Source organism: Bradyrhizobium uaiense, assembly GCF_010811875.1.
In the GTDB taxonomy this organism is placed as follows: Bacteria; Pseudomonadota; Alphaproteobacteria; order Rhizobiales; family Xanthobacteraceae; genus Bradyrhizobium; species Bradyrhizobium uaiense.
Map to the genome: position 1 here is coordinate 23,264 of NZ_VKHP01000026.1, position 16,127 is coordinate 39,390.

A 16,127-nucleotide genomic window follows, 5' to 3' on the forward strand; every position below is an offset into this window, starting at 1 on the left:
GCGCGATCACGCGCCGTCCCGACGTAAGAACCTGGAGATCTTGATTGACCGCCATCGACACCCTCTTTCAAAACGCGCGGCTGGCCGATGGCCAACTTGTCGACATCGCCGTCGGCGGCGGCAAGATCGTGGCGATCGCGTCGTCCCCGCAAAGTTACGGCACAGTCGGCGCAACCCGCGACCTTGGCCGACGTCTGGTGCTCCCGGGCATGGTCGAAGGTCATATCCATCTGGACAAATGCTTCATCGGCGACGACTGGAAGCCGCACCGGCCCTGCACCGCCGGCTTCAGCGTGCGCGAGCGCGTCAAGTTCGAGAAGGAAGCCCTCGCCGGCGCCAGGCCGATCGCAGTTCGCGCGGCGGCCCTGATCGACCTTTGCGTCTCGCAAGGCACGTCTCACATGCGCAGCCATGTCGATGTCGACGCCGAGGTCGGCCTGCGGCATTTCGAACCGATCGCCGCCGCGCGGGAGGCGCACCGGGAGAAGGTTTCAATCCAGATCGTGGCGTTTCCGCAGAGCGGCATCCTGACATCGCCCGGAACCGCCAGCTTGCTTGAGGAAGCCGTTCGCGCCGGCGCCGATCTGGTCGGCGGACTTGACCCCGCAGGCCATGACGGTGACGTCGCCGGCCATCTTGACGCCATCTTTGGCATCGCCGAGCGGCATGGTGTCGGCATCGACATTCACCTGCACGACGGTGGCCTGCAGGGCATCGCGGAGATCGAGGAAATCGCGCGACGGACCAAAGCGTCGGGCCTTGGCGGCAAGGTCACGATCAGTCATGCCTACGCGCTCGGCGAAGTGGCTGTTGACGTGGTTCGACGTACCGCGCAGCAGCTTGCCGAGGCCGGCGTTGCCATTCTCACCAACGCCCCGGGCGCGCGCCTGTTTCCGCCGGTGTTGCTGCTCCGCGATGCCGGTGTCACCGTGTTCTCCGGCAATGACAACATCCGCGATTCCTGGTGGCCCTACGGCGACGGTGACCTGCTCGAACGTGCAATGATGGTCGGATACCGCTCCGGGTTCAACACGGACGATCAACTGGTCGCGGCCTTTGACATGGTGACGACCAACGCGGCGCGTGCGCTCGGCCTCAGGGATTACGGCCTCACCGTCGGAGGTGCGGCGGATTTCGTCGTGCTGGATGCCCGGCATGTCCAGGAAGCTGTGGTTGCCCGCCCCAAGCCCCGCGATGTCTACAAGGCCGGCCGGCTCGTCGCACAGGGCGGCGTGATGATTGGGGCCAGCGCCCAGAAGCAGTGAACATGGAGGAATCGCCCTTGACGAACAGTCGCAATGCCGATCTCAATCCCAGCTGCTTGCGCCGGGAACCGGTCCGCTGCGCCATGTGGCCTGATGCGGATATGCCTTGCGTGAATGCCCGAGCCCACGCAAGGTTGACGCCGTGACAGAGACGACAGCACAGACCAGCTCCACCCGCAGCGCCGCACGCGGAAAGCGGCCTCGCGACTCCGCGCTCACCAAGGAGGCGATCCTGCGCGCGGCGACCTTCGAGTTCTGCCACAATGGCCTCGGCGGCGCACGCGTGGAGGCCATCGCGCAGCGCGCCAAGGCCAACATGCGCCTGCTATACGCCTATTTCGGCGACAAGAACGGGCTCTATATCGCGGTCCTCGAGGACGTCTACACCGAAATTCGCGCGGCCGAACAGCAGCTGAAGCTGGACGATCTCGAGCCGATCGCCGCGATGAGCGAGCTGATTGATTTCACCTTCACGTTTTTCGGGCAGCACCAGAACTACATCGCCCTGATCAACACCGAGAACCTTCAACGCGGGCGCAACATGCGCAAGTCGCGCAAAATCGCCGATCTCACCTTGCCGCTGGTTGCAAGCATCGAAAGCATTCTGCGGCGCGGCGTGGCAGCGGGCCTGTTTCGCACTGATGTCGATCCGATCCAGCTGTATGTCTCGATCACTGCGATGAGCTATTTTCACGTCTCCAATCGCTACACGCTGTCTGCGATGTTCGACAAGGACCTCGGCGCATCGGACTGGCTTTCGCTACGCCGCGAGCATGCGCAGGACATGATCCTGACCTGGCTGACGGCGACCGTCGGGGAAGGCAAGCACAAGCCTGCGGGATCGAAGACGACCGCGCGCCTCGGCAAGCCATCCCGCTAGCGGGCGCGCCGCACGAAACGGTTTCGTGCGGCTCATGCGCTGGCAATGCCCCTCAGCGGGTCGCAACGACGCCGTCGCTGCGAGGATCGCTGGCCCCTTCCATCAGGCCGTCCGGATGCCAGACGATCGCGCCGGCGTGTCCCATGAATTCCTCGAACGGGCCGGCCACCTGAATGTCGTGGCCGAGTGCGCGTAGCCGATCGATGATCGCGGGATCGAAACGGGATTCGATCTTCAGGTTGTTATTTTCCTCGCCCCAGGTGCGACCGAGCAGCCAGCGGGGCGCCGTGATCGCGGACTGCAGCTCCTGGCCGTGCATTGCGTAACGGCTGAAGATGGTGGCCTGGGTCTGCGGCTGCCCCTCTCCGCCCATGGTGCCATAGGAGATCAGCCGCCCGTCGCTGAGCTCGGCCATCGCCGGTTGGATCGTGTGGAACGGCAGGCGTCCCGGATCCAACCTGTTGGTATCGGTCTCGCCGAGGCTGAAGCTGGTCCCGCGATTTTGCCAGGTGACTCCGCTCTCGGGGAGGATGACGCCCGAGCCGAACTCCCAGTAGACGCTTTGAATGAAGCTGACGCTGAGCCCGCTGCGATCGGTCGCAGCGAGCCACACCGTGTCGCCCTGCTTGGACGGATCTGGCCACGGCGCGGCTCGGCAGTTTGATACTCTCTCGTGAAGCGCGGCCAGCGACTCCTCAGACAGGAACTCGGCGGCCGGACGCTTCATGTAGTCCGGATCGGTGACGTAGCCGTTACGAATGCGGAACGCAGCTTTCGTGCACTCGACGAGCCTGTGCAGATGATCGACACCATCGGCCGCATCAGCCATGCGCCGGGCATAGAGCGCAAGGATCAAGAGCGAGGCCAGCCCCTGCGTCGGCGGCGGCATGTTGAAGATCTTGTGTCCGGACACCTCGACCGAGAGCGGCGTCACCAGCGATGCCTGATGCCGCTCCAGATCAGCCAGCCGTAGCGGGCTCCCGACCCGCTCGAGGTCGGCCGCCATCGAGCGCGCCAGTTCGCCGCGATAGAAGTCAGCCAGGCCGGCCCTGGCCAGTCGCCGCAACGTCTCGGCGACACGCGGCTGCCGGAACCGCGCGCCGACCGCGAGCGGGCTGCCTTGCGGCAGATAGACCTCGGCATAGCCGGGCACGTTCTCGAGTTCATGCCGCTTCTTGCCGATGTTCTCATGCAACGTGCCGGTGACGGCGACGCCTTCCTCGGCATGCCCGATTGCAGGCTCGAGCAGCCGCGCCAGCGGCAACCGACCGCCATGACGATCGCGGCTGAGTTCATAGGCCTTCTGCCAACCGTCGACGGTGCCGGCGACGGTGAGCGCCGCCAGCGGGCCGCGGCCTGGAATGCTGCTGCAGCCACGTTCGCGATACCAGGCGCGGTCGGCGGCCATCGCTGAGCGCCCGCAAGCCTGAATCCCGACCGGCATCGAACCGGCGCGGCCGACGAGCCAGAAGCTGTCGCCACCGAGGCCGTTCATATGGGGATAGACCACGGCGATCGTCGCTGCCGCGGCGATCATGGCCTCAATGGCATTGCCACCTTCCGACAACACGCCGAGTCCAGCCTGCGCCGCGAGGTGGTGCGGCGCGGTCACCATGCCGCCATAGCTTCGTTTTGTCTGCAACATCAGCTCTTCTCCAAGCCCGGTATGTAATAATATTTTTACTTACCGTGTCAAGGAGCCAGCGATCCCTCTTGGGGATTTGGGCGCCGGGCCTCGATATCGTCGCCAAGGCCGGCCGAAGTCCGGCATCACGAATGTTGCATGAATCTCAGGCAGAAGCGACCTCGTGGCCAGCCATCACTTCCAGCGCTCTCAGAATTGCCGAATGGTCCCAGGCTTTGCCACCGAGGGCGGTACAGGAATTGAACAGCTGCTGGGCTGCGGCGGTGCCAGGCAGCGACAGCCCGAGTGCCCGCGCGCCCTCCAGCGCCAGGTTGAGGTCCTTCTGATGCAGCTCGATGCGAAAGCCCGGATCGAAATTGCGCTTCAGCATGCGATCGCCGTGCACTTCGAGGATCCGGGACGACGCAAAGCCGCCCATCAACGCCTGCCGCACCAGCGCCGGATTGGCGCCCGCCTTCGAGGCGAACAGCAAGGCCTCGCTCACCGCCTCGATGGTCAGCGCCACGATGATCTGGTTCGCAACCTTGGTGGTCTGGCCGTCGCCGTTGCCGCCGACATGCGTGACATTCTTGCCCATCGTTTCAAACAGCGGCTTCATCGCGTTGAACGCCCGCTCCCGCCCGCCGACCATGATGGTCAGGCTGGCCGCCTTTGCGCCAACCTCGCCGCCGGAAACCGGCGCATCGAGATAGTCGGCCCCGAGCGCGTCGATCTTCCGTGCAAACTCCTTCGTTGCCAGCGGCGAGATCGAGCTCATATCCGCCACGATCATGCCTTTGGAGACCCCCTCCGCGACGCCGTTCTTACCGAACAGCACGGCTTCCACATGCGGCGTATCCGGCACCATGATGATGACCGCGTCCGCTTCCTGCGCGACCTGCCGGCCGGACTCGCAAGCGATGGCACCGGCTGCAATCAGCTCCGGCGGAAGTGGCGCAACGTCGTGCAGGAACAGGCGATAGCCGGCAGCCAGGAGATGGCCGGCCATCGGACGTCCCATGGTGCCGAGCCCGATGAATCCGATGTCTTTCATGTGACGATGCTCCTGTCAGCTTGATCAAGTCTCGAAAGTCTGCGCGGCGTGCCATGCGAGGCTCTCGAGCGTAGTCGTCCGCGGCTTGTATTCGCATCCGATCCAGCCGCGATATCCGATGCTGTCGAGATGCTTGAACAGATAGGGATAGTTGATCTCGCCGGTCCCAGGCTCATAACGGCCCGGATTGTCGGCGAGCTGGATATGCGCGATCCGGCCGAGATGCTTTTGCAGGGTCCGCGCCAGGTCGCCTTCCATGATCTGCATGTGATAGATGTCGTACTGGATGAACAGATTGGGTGAGCCCACGTCGGAAATCAGCTGCACCGCCTGTTCCGTCCCGCTCAGGAAGAAGCCGGGAATGTCGAGCGTGTTGATCGGTTCGATCAGGAGCTTGATGCCATGCTGGGCCAGCGCGCCGGCGGCAAAGCGCAGATTGGGCACCAGTACCTCGCGCAATTCCGCCGCATCCGCGCCGGCGGGCGCGATGCCGACGAGGCAGTTCAGCTGCCGGCAATCCAGCGCCTTCGCATAGTCGATCGCGCGCACCACCCCGTCGCGGAATTCATCGACCCGATTGCGCAGGATCGCAATGCCCCGCTCGCCGGCGGCCCAATTGCCGGCGGGAAGGTTGTGCAGCACCTGGGTCAGCCCGCAGCGCGCCAACTCCTCCCGCAACTCGCTCTTCTCGAAGTCATAGGGAAACAGATACTCGACCGCGTTGAAGCCGGCGGCCTTGGCAGCCGCGAACCGATCGAGGAACGGCAGCTCGTTGAAAAGCATGGTGAGGTTGGCGGCAAATTGAGGCACGGTCGTATCTCCGCTTCGGGCAGCGCTGGGTGATGTCGTCAGGCCGGCAGCAGCGTGCCGGATCGTTGCGCACTCGGGACATCATCAAGCGGAAGATCGAGCACCTCCTCGAATTCGACGATGTTGTCGATCTCCGTTCCCATCGCGATGTTGGTGACCCGTTCGAGAATGAACTCCACCACTACGGGCACCCGATGCTTGGCCATCAGCTCGCGCGCGGTCGCGAACGCGGCTTGTGCGTCGTTCGGATCCGTCACACGGATCGCCTTGCATCCGAGCCCCTCTGCGACGGTCACGTGGTCGACGCCATAACCACCGATCTCGGGTGCGTTGATGTTCTCGAACGAGAGCTGGACGTGATAATCCATATCGAAGCCGCGCTGCGCTTGCCGGATCAGCCCGAGATATGAGTTGTTCACGACGACGTGGATGTAGGGCAGATTGAACTGCGCCCCGACCGCAAGCTCCTCGATCAGGAACTGGAAGTCGTAGTCACCCGACAGCGCGACGATCTCGCGGTCGGGATCGGCGGCGCGCACGCCGAGCGCAGCCGGCAGGGTCCAGCCGAGCGGACCGGCCTGCCCGGCGTTGATCCAGTTGCGCGGGCGATAGACGTTGAGGAACTGAGCACCCGCGATCTGCGACAATCCGATCACGGTCACGTAGCAGGTGTCGCGGTTGAACGCCTTGTTCATTTCCTCGTAGACGCGCTGCGGCTTGATCGGGATGTTGTCGAAGTGGCTCTTGCGCAGCATCGAACGCTTGCGGTCGCGACAGGCGGCAGGCCACGCCTGCCGATCACGCAGCTTCCCCGATTTCCGCCACTCCTTTGCCACGCTTACGAACAGCTCCAGCGCGGCCTTCGCATCCGACACGATACCGAGGTCCGGATTGAAAACCCGCCCGATCTGCGTCGGCTCGATGTCGACATGGACGAATTTGCGGCCCTTGGTGTAGGTCTCGATCGAACCGGTATGCCGGTTGGCCCAGCGGTTGCCGATGCCCAGCACGAAATCGGATTCGAGCATCGTGGCGTTGGCGTAACGGTGGCTGGTCTGCAAGCCGACCATGCCGGCCATCAGCGCGTGATCATCGGGAATGGCGCCCCACGCCATCAGCGTCGGGACGACCGGAACGTTGACCACTTCGGCGAAGGCGACCAGGAGCTCGGATGCATCGGCGTTGATCACGCCGCCGCCGGCCACGATCAGCGGCCGTTCGGCGGCATTGAGCATCTCGAGCGCCTTCTCGACCTGCTTGCGGGTCGCCGTCGGCTTGTAGACCGGCAGCGGCGAATAGGTCTCGTCGTCGAACTCGATCTCGGCCAGTTGCACGTCGAGCGGAAGATCGATCAGCACCGGTCCCGGCCGCCCCGACCGCATGATGTGAAAAGCCTGGCTGAACACGCGCGGCACCAGCGCCGGCTCGCGCACGGTGACCGCCCATTTCGTTACCGGTTTGGCGATCGCCTCGATGTCGACCGCCTGGAAATCTTCCTTGTAGAGCCGCGCCCGCGGCGCCTGACCGGTGATGCAGAGGATCGGAATCGAATCCGCAATTGCCGAGTAGAGGCCGGTGATCATATCGGTTCCAGCGGGGCCCGATGTGCCGATGCAAACGCCGATATTGCCGGCTTTCGCCCTGGTATAGCCTTCCGCCATGTGCGAGGCACCTTCGACGTGCCGCGCCAGAACATGCCGGATCGAGCCGTTGCGTTTCAGTGCGGAGTAAAGCGGATTGATCGCGGCGCCGGGAACGCCAAAAGCGCAAGTGATCCCCTCGCGTTCCAGTATGCGCACTGCCGCATCTATCGCTCGCATCTTCATCTGATGATCCCGCTTGGCTATGAGTTGGCCTGACTGGGATCATCAGGCCCGCGATCATCGATCTCAACGCAATCGATCAGATTTTCCGCGCTGTGGCAGCGCTGGCGATTTCTTGCGTGTCTCCAAGTGATTAGTGCCCACGAAAGCGTGGAAACCGGCAACGACGAGAACAGCAGCAGGCGTTGCGCCTGCTACGGTTGCGTGCGGCTGCTGCCGCGAAGCTCTGCCGAAAGCTCGGCTGCGATCTGGTGCACGATGGCGCCGATCTCCGGCAAGCGACCATCCGTCAGACGATCCGCCATCCCCGATACCGACACCGCGGCGAACGGCTCGCTGCAATCGTTGAAGACGACCGCCGCCACGCAGCGCAGGCCGAGCCGCGCCTCTTCATCGTCCACCGCATAGCCTTGGCGTCGCACGGTCTCCAATTCCCTGAACAACTCGCCCGGCCGAATGATCGACTTCTCCGTCAGGCGCGGCATGCCGCGACGGCGGATAATCGCATTGATGTCGTCATCGGAATACGCGGCCAGCACCGCCTTCCCCACGCCCGAGGCGATCAACGCGACGCGTCCGCCGACCTTGGTCAGCGAACGCATGATCTCCCGGCTTTCGATGCGGGATACGACGATGATGGAATCGTCATCGACCACCGCCAGATTGGCCGTTTCCCTGGTCTGGTCGCGCAGCTTGCGCAGATACGGCAACGCCCGCGCGGAAAAATTGCGCCGGCGCATGAAGGTCGAACCGACCACGAAGCTTTGCGCGCCGATGTGCCATTTGGACTCCTCGCGGTCGAACTGCACGAACCTGCGGTTCTCCAGCGTCGTCAGCAACCGATGAGCCGTCGACGGCGGCAGGCCGATGCGGATCGCAAGATCTGTCAGCCGATAGCCTTCGTCATCCTCGGCAAGCGCTTCCAGGATTTGCAGCGCGCGATCGACAGATTGAACGCCGCCGTCTCGCGAGTCCTGATCCGGCTGGGCGCGAGAATCGGGATCGGACGGCTTGCGGCGGATCGGCTCTCTTTTCATCACGACCTGACCTAACCGGTTGTGGTTCGGAACGAAATCGCTCGCCGGAGGCGAGCGTCAGGTTGGCATATGGCATGCCAAAAGCCTCTAGAGTCAAGGCGGCGCTGCTCGTGAATGGGTCAGCATTTTTGCCACTTCTCTTGCAAAATGTTTCGATTCTTTCATTTGACTTCTGGGATAATGTATACCACGATTGGCTTTTAACAACCCAACCGGGAGGACATGCCATGTATGTCGGGGACATCCTTCGCACCAACAGTGCGCACGTCGTGACGATCGGCTCGAGCGAAACCGTGAGCATTGCAGCGAACCTGATGTACGCGAGCAATGTCGGCGCACTCGTGGTCAGGAACGTCTCGCGCAGCGTCGACGCCGCCGTGGTCGGAATGTTTAGCGAGCGCGATGTCGTCGCTGTCATCGCCGAGCGCGGCACCGGTGGTCTTGCTGCGAAGGTCGGGCAGTTCATTTCGCCGCGGCCGCTGGTGTCCTGCAATTCGCAGGACACGCTCACCGATGTCGAGCGTCTGATGGTTCGTCACGACATCCGGCACATCCCCGTCATCGACAACGGCCGGCTCGTCGGCGTCGTGAGCATGCGGGACATCGGCTTTGCGTTGGAGGACGCCGCCTGCGCGGCCTGACGGATTTTCCCAAAGCCATTGCCGCGCAGTCCAGTGCAAGCCGCTGCGGCTCGCACTGTGCCCCCAACTCTGCTCGAGAGGATTTCATGAAAATCTGCATCTACGGCGCCGGTGCTATCGGCGGCTATCTCGGTGTCGAATTGATGCGAGCAGGCGCCGACGTCAGCCTGGTCGCGCGGGGCGCGCACCTCGCCGCGATGCGGCAGAACGGCCTGAAGCTCCTGATCGGCGACGAGGAGCGCGTGGTACGTCCCCGCTGCACCGATAACCCCGCCGAACTCGGCGAGCAGGATTTCGTCATCATCTGCCTCAAGGCGCATTCGATCACCGGCGTCATCGAGCCGATGCGGCCGCTGCTGGGTGAGCGGACCCGCACCGTCCCCGCCGTCAACGGCATTCCCTACTGGTATTTCTACAAGCATGGCGGGCGGCACGAAGGATCGGCGCTCGAGAGCATCGATCCCGGCGGGCGGCAGTGGAGCGAGCTCGATCCTGCGCGCGCCATCGGCTGCGTGGTCTATCCCGCCACCGAAATCGAGGCGCCCGGCGTCATCCGCCACGTCTACGGTAACAGCTTCCCGCTCGGCGAGCCCTCCGGCGAGATCACGCCTGATGTCGAGCGCCTTTCCGCCCTGTTCGCAGCGGCGGGCATGAAGGCGCCGGTCCACGAACGCATCCGCGACGAGATCTGGCTCAAGCTGTGGGGCAATGTCTGCTTCAACCCGATCAGCGCCCTCACCCACGCGACCCTCGACGTGATCTGCAGCAATCCCGGCACGCGCGCGCTGTCGAGGGCGATCATGCTGGAGGCCCAGGCGATCGCGGAAAGCTTTGGCGTCAAGTTTCGGGTCGACGTCGAACGCCGCATCGAGGGCGCACGCAAGGTCGGCGCGCACAAGACCTCGATGCTGCAGGATCTCGAACGTGGACGCCCCGTCGAGATCGATCCGCTGATCACCGTGGTGCAGGAGATGGGTCGGATGGCCGGAATTGCGACGCCCGCCCTCGACGCGGTGCTGGCGCTGGTCGCGCAGCGCACCAGACTGGCAGGCCTCTATGACGGGTCGGCCGGTGCCGCCGAAGCACAATCGCTTGCGGTGGCGTGATCCCGATGGCCAATGTGACGCGCTGGGTCCGCTTCCGCCACCGTGCCGAAATCGGCTTCGGGCAACTCACCCCATCCGGCATCTCCGTGTACGCAGGAGAGATGTTCGGCGACGCACGACCGACCGGAGAAACGCTGGCGCTCGACGCTGTCGAATTGCTCACCCCTACCCAACCGAGCAAGATCATCGCGCTCTGGAATAATTTTCACGCACTTGCGGCCAAGCTGAAATCGCCTGAGCCGGCCGAACCGTTGTACCTCTTGAAAGCGCCGACCAGCGTGACCGCGCCCGGCGCCGTCATCAAGCGCCCCCAAGGCTACGACGGCAAGACGACCTACGAAGGCGAGCTCGGCATCGTCATCGGCAAGAGCTGCACCGCCGTCGCGCCCGAACAGGCCGACGCCTTCATCTTCGGTTATACCTGCACCAACGACGTCACCGCCGCGGACATTCTCAATCGCGATCCGACCTTCCCGCAATGGGCGCGGGCCAAGGGTTTTGACGGATATGGCCCCTTCGGTCCCGTCATCGCCTCGGGCCTCGATCCCGCAAGCCTCGTGGTGCGCACCATCCTCAACGGCGAGGAGCGCCAGAACTACCCGATTGCCGACATGATCTTCAGTGCACAGGTGCTGGTCAGCAAGATTTCACACGACATGACGCTGTTGCCGGGCGACCTCATCTGCTGCGGGACATCCATCGGCGTCGGGGTGATGAAACAGCCCGTCAATACGGTCACCGTCGCGATCGATGGAATCGGCGAGCTGACCAACGAATTTCGTCAGTAGACGGAGTTCGCGCATAGTTCGGCCAATGATCGGAATCGTCAGCATGGCGGAGACATGGCCCGCGCCGGCCGCCCGCAAATAGTCTTGCGAATTCAACGACTCAACCGACATTCCCGATCGGATTGAGCATCAACGCGTACCCCTGAGTTAGCCGAAACGCACGCGATTGCCCGTTCTGCCCCCGGCGCACAGGGAATAGTGCGTGTATCGCGCACCGCAACGCGGCCCATTGAGCATTTCCAGACGTCGTGTAGATTGCTCGCGATTGGTGCCGGCAAGGATGACACAAACCATATTCCGTTATTTGGCTTGGACTTTGATCCTCGGCCTCTTCATCGTCACCGATACATCGCTGGCATTCCGTCCCCACACGTTGATATCGCCGAACATCGATCGTTTTGCGGCGCTGTTCGTTGTCGGTGCCGTGTTTTCGCTCGCATATCCAAAGCACGTTCTGCCGATCCTGCTTACACTTCTAGCCGTGGTCGTCGGCTTCGAACTGCTTCAAAGGCTGCTCGCCGGCAGGCATGGATACGTGAAGGACATGTTCGTCAAAGGCATCGGCGCTAGTGCAGGCGTTTTTGCCGCAGTTGCCTTGCGGCGTGCGTTTTCGGCGATGTCCGGGCGTACCGATCAAGGTAACTCGTGACGACCTGCGCCGCCTTGCCTCGCGCTCGCGGCAGCGATCACCATTTCAACGCCGCCGTGCGCACCGGGGCGTCCCACAATGCGGCCGTCTCGGCATCGAGCAGGCTCACGGTGAGCGAGCAGCCGGCCATATCGAGCGAGGTGACGTAGCTGCCGACCAGCGAGCGGGCGATGCGGAGGCCGCGCTGCTCGAGCATACGGCGCGCGGCATTGTACATCAGATAGAGCTCGATCGTCGGCGTGCCGCCGAAGCCGTTGACCAGCAACAGGGCCTCGGAGCCGACGGGCGCAGCGAGATCCTCCGCGATGGCGGTCGTCATTTCCGATGCGATGGCGTCGGCGGCTTCGAGCTTGACGCGGCGGCGGCCTGGTTCGCCGTGGATGCCGACGCCCATCTCCATTTCGTCCTCGCCGAGTGCGAAGGTCGGCGTGCCCGCGGCAGGCACCGTGCAGCTGGTCAGCGCCACGCCCATCGAACGCGTCCGCGCGTTGACGAGTTCGCCGAGTGCGACGCAGGTTTTGAGATCGGCGCCCTTCTCGGCGGCCGCACCGACGATCTTCTCGACGATCAAGGTGCCGGCAACGCCGCGGCGCCCGATGCTGTAGGTGGATTTCTCGACCGCGACGTCGTCATCGGTCACGATGGTGGCGGTGCGGCCTTCGGTGATCTCCGCCGCCATCTCGAAGTTCATGCGGTCGCCGGCATAGTTCTTGACGATGAACAGCACGCCGGCATCGCCCGCGACCGCCTGCGCGGCCTCGACGATCTGGTCCGGCGTCGGCGAGGTGAAGACCTGTCCGGGACAAGCGGCGTCCAGCATGCCGTAGCCGACGAATCCGGCATGCAGCGGCTCGTGCCCGCTGCCGCCGCCCGAGACCAGCGCGACCTTGTTGCGGTTCAGCTCGCGGCGGTGAACGAATTTGCGCTCGGCGCCCAGCGCGACCAGATCGGCATGCGCGGCCGCGAAGCCGTCGAGGCTCTCGCTGAGCACGTTGTCGACCGCATTGATGAACTTCTTCATGGTGTCCTCCCCGCTTCGTCTGTTCGGCGTTTTCGCCTATTTTTCCCGCATGATACCAATCAGGCGCCGTGTGAACTCCTGGAGTAGCGTGTCGAGCTCGGCATTGCGCTTGGCGCTGCCGAGATCCGGCAGATGCAGCGTCAGCGTCCGCTCATGCGATCCCTCGCTCAACCGGCCGACGCGACGCGGATGCGCCCGGGCATAGGCGCGAAGGAAGGCGCTCTTCGCCTGCGGCGGGAAGTGGCAGACATCGAAGATCGTGTTGAGATGCTGCACCGGGATCGGTACCGGATAGGCCGGGTTGCTGATCTGGCTGACGAAGCTGCGGTTCTTGCCCATGGCGTGGGCCAGTCGCAGCCGCATGCCGGACGGGCGGCTCTCCAGCACTTCCTTGAAGATGCGCTTGTAGACCGCAACCGCGCCGGCTTCGGGCGCTTCATCGGCCGCCGTGTCAGCCAACACCGCCTCCGCTGCTCAGCCGGTCGATGGTCTGCTTGATCTGCGCCAGCGCCGAGGCATTCACCGACAATTCGCGCAGCCCGGAGTTCAGCAGTGCCGGAAGACAGCGCGGATCGCCGGCCATGTCGCCGCATAGGCTGACGCTGATGCCGGCGCGGCGGCCGTGCTCCGCGGTCCGCGCGATCAGTTCGAGCACTGCGGGATGCAGGGGGTCCATCAGGGGGGCGAGAGCTCCATTGGAACGATCGCAGGCCAGGACATATTGCGCGAGATCGTTCGAGCCGATCGAGAAGAAGGAGGCCTTGAAGCTCGCAATCGCGAGGGCCGCCGCCGGGACTTCGACCATGATTCCAAGCTCCGGAAGCATTGCGGCAATGCCGTCCGCCTGCAAGCGCTGCACGACGTCGGCGAACAGCTTACGCCCGGCCTCGAGCTCGTCGGCCGACGTCACCATCGGGAACATGACCTTGAGATTGCCGCGCACCGCGGCGCGGGCCAGCGCGCGAAGCTGGACGGTAAAAATCTCCGGCCGGGCCAGGCAAAGCCGCAGACCGCGCACGCCGAGGAACGGATTGGCCTCGCCATCCAGCGTGAAGCCGGGCACCGGCTTGTCACCGCCGGCATCGAAGGTGCGGATCGTGACCGGCCGCTGGCCGGCCCAGCGCAACACCGAATCGTAGGCCTGGAACTGGGTCTCCTCGTCCGGCAGGTCGCTCCGCCCGCTGAGCAGGAATTCCGTTCGCATCAGGCCGATGCCGTCGGCATATTGCGCATCCGCATGATCGAGGTCGTCGACGCGCTGGATATTGATCAGGAGCTTGATGTGCTCGCCGCGCCACGAGGCCGTCGGCCGCCGCAGGATCGCCCGCGCGGATGCCCTGCTCTTGCGATGGCTTTCGCGCCGCTTCTCGAAGATGCGCACCTGCTCGGCGCTCGGATCGAGCTCCAGCGTCGCGCCTTCGCCGTCGAGCAGCGCCGTGGCGCCGGCATCCGGAATGGCGCCGAGCTGCACGACCATCGGGATGCCGCGCGCACGCGCCAGCATCGCGACATGGCTGGTCGGACTGCCGTGCAGCAGCGCCAGCCCGCCGCCGCCGGACCAGTCGATCTCCAGGAAACGCGACGGCGGCAGATCGTCGGCACAGACGACACCGCCAGTTGGGATCTTCAGCGGCTCGCCCGCGTCGCCGCGCAGGATGTGGATCACGCGGTCGCGCAGATCCGCAAGATCCGACGAGCGGGCCTGCAGATACTCATCCTCCGCCGAATTGTACGCCGCGATCTGCTCGTCGAGCGTCGCGCGCCACGCGACGTCGGCCGGACGCCCCTCGCCGATCGACGCGAAGATCGCCTCGATCAGATCCTCATCCTCCAGCAATGCGACCTGGAATTCGAGGATCTGCGCGGCTTCACCGCCGGCGCTGGCGGCAAGATCGGCGATCTGCCCGCTTGCGAGATCGATCGCCTTGCGGAGCGCGAGCGCCTCCTCGACCAGCGTGCCGGCCACCCGATCGCCACCCGCGCCCGCATCGACGCGGACCAGCGGACCATGGGCAAAGCCGATCGAGGCGGTCCTGCCGCGGTAAGCCAGTCCTGCAGCGCCGCCCTGCATGCTAGCCTGCTCCATCCGGAAAATCGCTGGCGACCAGATCGACCAGCGCGGCAACGGCCGCCTCGGCATCGCTGCCCGACGCCTTGATCTCGATCGTGCTGCCGTGCGCGGCGCGCATCGCCATGATCTTGGCCACGCTCTTGGCATTGATCCACTCGGGCGCGCCCGCGACCCGCACCGAGATCTGGGCCTGGAATTTCTTGGCGAGCTTGGTCAGCTTGACCGCCGGACGCGCGTGCATGCCTACCGCGTGCACCAGTCGTACGCTGCCGGTGAATATCTGTCCGTCCGCTTTATCAAGCATGCTCATCATCCATCATCACTTCGCCGACATCTCAGTCGGCAGAGAGTTCCTCGGCTACGGCCTTGACCTGCGCCAGCGTGCTGCCGCCGGCCGCCTCGGTTGCAGCCATCACGGCCCCCTCGACGATCGGTGCGTTGCAGACGACAACGAGATCGCGCCGCGCAGGCTCCAGCATCTCGACCGCCATTTCACTGTTGGTCTCGGCGCCGCCGAGATCGACCAGCACCGCGACCCCCTTGGGAGACCAGGCGGCATTGATGGCGTCGATGATCAGCGGCACGCTGGTGCCCAATCCTCCGTCGGGATTACCGCCGCAGAAGGCCACCTTGACCTCGGTGCCGACCATCTGCCGCACCATGTCGGCGGTTCCCTTGGCGATGTCGCTGGAATGCGAGACGATCACGATCCCTACGGTCTCGGTCATGCGCGTGCCTCCAAGCCCGCGCACACCGCATGCACCAGCACGCAGCTCGACCGCGCGCCGGGATCGACATGTCCAACGCTGCGCGCGCCGAGGAACGATGCGCGCCCCTTGGTGGCCTGCATCGGTGCCGTCCGTTCGACCGCTTCGGTCGCCGTGCTGCGCACCCGCGCGATCAGATCCGGCTGGCCGGCCGCCGTCTTCAACGTCTCCAGCACGGGAACAAGCACATCCAGCATCGTCTTCTCGCCAACCTGCGAGCGGCCGCGCGCGCTCACCGCGTTCACGGCACTGCTGAAGACGTCCGCGAGATCGTCGGGCAGGTCCTTGTCGTGCGAGAGCGCCTCGCCCGCGGCGAGAAAGAAGCTGCCATAAAGCGGCCCGGAGGCACCGCCGACAGTCATCACCAGGGTCTTGCCGATCATCTTGAACGCTTCGTCGAGCGGCTGTGCCGAGATCGCATCGAGCTTGCCGAGCACGGCTTCGCAACCGCGCTTCATGTTGGTCCCGTGGTCACCGTCGCCGATCGCCTGGTCGAGGCTCGTCAGCTCCGGCGCGCTGGCGATGACCTGCTCTGCGGCCGCCTTGACCAACGATTTGAATGTCTCTGATGGCACCGACATCTCTTCGATC

At 64.5% G+C, this 16,127-nt stretch carries 17 protein-coding genes; 6 read left to right on the forward strand and 11 right to left on the reverse strand.

Translation table 11 applies throughout. The features are described from left to right. Positions 1–44: 44 nt before the first annotated feature. Positions 45–1,265 (forward strand): amidohydrolase family protein, encoded by a 1,221-nt coding sequence (locus tag FNJ47_RS09460; protein WP_163152810.1) that lies wholly within the window; start codon positions 45–47, stop codon positions 1,263–1,265. 142 nt (positions 1,266–1,407) lie between these two features. Then, positions 1,408–2,145, forward strand: a complete 738-nt coding sequence (locus tag FNJ47_RS09465; protein WP_163152811.1) for a TetR family transcriptional regulator — start codon at positions 1,408–1,410, stop codon at positions 2,143–2,145. Between the two features lie 52 nt (positions 2,146–2,197). Here FNJ47_RS09465 and FNJ47_RS09470 read toward each other — a convergent pair whose 3' ends face one another. The 5 genes from FNJ47_RS09470 to FNJ47_RS09490 all read right to left on the reverse strand — a co-directional run bounded on the left by FNJ47_RS09470 (position 2,198) and on the right by FNJ47_RS09490 (position 8,493). Further along, a complete protein-coding gene (locus FNJ47_RS09470; RefSeq protein WP_163152812.1) occupies positions 2,198–3,790 on the reverse strand; it encodes a gamma-glutamyltransferase family protein in 1,593 nt (530 codons plus the stop codon). A gap of 145 nt (positions 3,791–3,935) precedes the next feature. Further along, entirely contained in the window at positions 3,936–4,823 is an 888-nt protein-coding gene (locus FNJ47_RS09475) for a 2-hydroxy-3-oxopropionate reductase (RefSeq protein WP_163152813.1), read from the reverse strand. 24 nt (positions 4,824–4,847) lie between these two features. Further along, on the reverse strand, positions 4,848–5,633 hold the full coding sequence (gene hyi, locus FNJ47_RS09480; RefSeq protein WP_163152814.1) for a hydroxypyruvate isomerase: 786 nt from the start codon (positions 5,631–5,633) through the stop codon (positions 4,848–4,850). A 38-nt stretch (positions 5,634–5,671) separates the two neighbouring features. Continuing rightward, the gene (gene gcl / locus FNJ47_RS09485) at positions 5,672–7,459 is read right to left on the reverse strand and encodes a glyoxylate carboligase (protein WP_163152815.1); all 1,788 of its coding nucleotides are present in this window, start codon (positions 7,457–7,459) and stop codon (positions 5,672–5,674) included. 191 nt (positions 7,460–7,650) lie between these two features. Continuing rightward, positions 7,651–8,493, reverse strand: a complete 843-nt coding sequence (locus tag FNJ47_RS09490; protein ID WP_163152816.1) for an IclR family transcriptional regulator — start codon at positions 8,491–8,493, stop codon at positions 7,651–7,653. Between the two features lie 227 nt (positions 8,494–8,720). Between FNJ47_RS09490 and FNJ47_RS09495 the strand changes: the two genes are divergently transcribed. The 4 genes from FNJ47_RS09495 to FNJ47_RS09510 all read left to right on the forward strand — a co-directional run bounded on the left by FNJ47_RS09495 (position 8,721) and on the right by FNJ47_RS09510 (position 11,677). Then, positions 8,721–9,134 carry a CBS domain-containing protein gene (locus FNJ47_RS09495; protein ID WP_163152839.1) on the forward strand — a complete coding sequence of 138 codons (414 nt, stop codon included), beginning with the start codon at positions 8,721–8,723 and terminating at the stop codon, positions 9,132–9,134. An 86-nt stretch (positions 9,135–9,220) separates the two neighbouring features. Further along, the gene (locus tag FNJ47_RS09500) at positions 9,221–10,240 is read left to right on the forward strand and encodes a 2-dehydropantoate 2-reductase (protein WP_163152817.1); all 1,020 of its coding nucleotides are present in this window, start codon (positions 9,221–9,223) and stop codon (positions 10,238–10,240) included. Between the two features lie 5 nt (positions 10,241–10,245). Then, entirely contained in the window at positions 10,246–11,028 is a 783-nt protein-coding gene (locus FNJ47_RS09505; protein ID WP_163152818.1) for a fumarylacetoacetate hydrolase family protein, read from the forward strand. A gap of 202 nt (positions 11,029–11,230) precedes the next feature. After that, on the forward strand, positions 11,231–11,677 hold the full coding sequence (locus FNJ47_RS09510; RefSeq protein ID WP_488226090.1) for a VanZ family protein: 447 nt from the start codon (positions 11,231–11,233) through the stop codon (positions 11,675–11,677). A gap of 37 nt (positions 11,678–11,714) precedes the next feature. Here the strand turns inward: FNJ47_RS09510 and dhaK are convergent, their stop codons facing one another. The 6 genes from dhaK to dhaL are packed head-to-tail and all read right to left on the reverse strand — an operon-like array spanning position 11,715 to position 16,117. Next, positions 11,715–12,698: a dihydroxyacetone kinase subunit DhaK gene (gene dhaK / locus FNJ47_RS09515; RefSeq protein ID WP_163152819.1), complete on the reverse strand. Its 984-nt coding sequence runs from the start codon at positions 12,696–12,698 to the stop codon at positions 11,715–11,717. 36 nt (positions 12,699–12,734) lie between these two features. Then, a complete protein-coding gene (locus FNJ47_RS09520) occupies positions 12,735–13,157 on the reverse strand; it encodes a hypothetical protein (protein WP_163152820.1) in 423 nt (140 codons plus the stop codon). Further along, positions 13,150–14,769 (reverse strand): phosphoenolpyruvate--protein phosphotransferase, encoded by a 1,620-nt coding sequence (gene ptsP / locus FNJ47_RS09525; protein ID WP_163152821.1) that lies wholly within the window; start codon positions 14,767–14,769, stop codon positions 13,150–13,152. Before ptsP ends, FNJ47_RS09520 begins: the two co-directional genes overlap by 8 nt. Position 14,770: 1 nt before the next feature. Further along, the gene (locus FNJ47_RS09530) at positions 14,771–15,073 is read right to left on the reverse strand and encodes an HPr family phosphocarrier protein (protein WP_229181712.1); all 303 of its coding nucleotides are present in this window, start codon (positions 15,071–15,073) and stop codon (positions 14,771–14,773) included. 31 nt (positions 15,074–15,104) lie between these two features. Beyond that, positions 15,105–15,497: a dihydroxyacetone kinase phosphoryl donor subunit DhaM gene (gene dhaM / locus FNJ47_RS09535; RefSeq protein WP_163152823.1), complete on the reverse strand. Its 393-nt coding sequence runs from the start codon at positions 15,495–15,497 to the stop codon at positions 15,105–15,107. Further along, on the reverse strand, positions 15,494–16,117 hold the full coding sequence (gene dhaL / locus FNJ47_RS09540; protein WP_163152824.1) for a dihydroxyacetone kinase subunit DhaL: 624 nt from the start codon (positions 16,115–16,117) through the stop codon (positions 15,494–15,496). The genes dhaM and dhaL overlap by 4 nt, the downstream gene beginning before the upstream one ends. Positions 16,118–16,127 lie beyond the last annotated feature (10 nt).

Coding starts and splice junctions, on each gene's coding strand:
- FNJ47_RS09470 (WP_163152812.1), bottom strand. CDS start 3,790: ATGTTGCAGACAAAACGAAGCTATGGCGGCATGGTGACCGCGCCGCAC.
- FNJ47_RS09475 (WP_163152813.1), bottom strand. CDS start 4,823: ATGAAAGACATCGGATTCATCGGGCTCGGCACCATGGGACGTCCGATG.
- gcl (WP_163152815.1), bottom strand. CDS start 7,459: ATGAAGATGCGAGCGATAGATGCGGCAGTGCGCATACTGGAACGCGAG.
- FNJ47_RS09490 (WP_163152816.1), bottom strand. CDS start 8,493: ATGAAAAGAGAGCCGATCCGCCGCAAGCCGTCCGATCCCGATTCTCGC.
- FNJ47_RS09495 (WP_163152839.1), top strand. CDS start 8,721: ATGTATGTCGGGGACATCCTTCGCACCAACAGTGCGCACGTCGTGACG.
- FNJ47_RS09500 (WP_163152817.1), top strand. CDS start 9,221: ATGAAAATCTGCATCTACGGCGCCGGTGCTATCGGCGGCTATCTCGGT.
- FNJ47_RS09505 (WP_163152818.1), top strand. CDS start 10,246: ATGGCCAATGTGACGCGCTGGGTCCGCTTCCGCCACCGTGCCGAAATC.
- dhaK (WP_163152819.1), bottom strand. CDS start 12,698: ATGAAGAAGTTCATCAATGCGGTCGACAACGTGCTCAGCGAGAGCCTC.
- ptsP (WP_163152821.1), bottom strand. CDS start 14,769: ATGCAGGGCGGCGCTGCAGGACTGGCTTACCGCGGCAGGACCGCCTCG.
- FNJ47_RS09530 (WP_229181712.1), bottom strand. CDS start 15,073: ATGCTTGATAAAGCGGACGGACAGATATTCACCGGCAGCGTACGACTG.
- dhaM (WP_163152823.1), bottom strand. CDS start 15,497: ATGACCGAGACCGTAGGGATCGTGATCGTCTCGCATTCCAGCGACATC.
- dhaL (WP_163152824.1), bottom strand. CDS start 16,117: ATGTCGGTGCCATCAGAGACATTCAAATCGTTGGTCAAGGCGGCCGCA.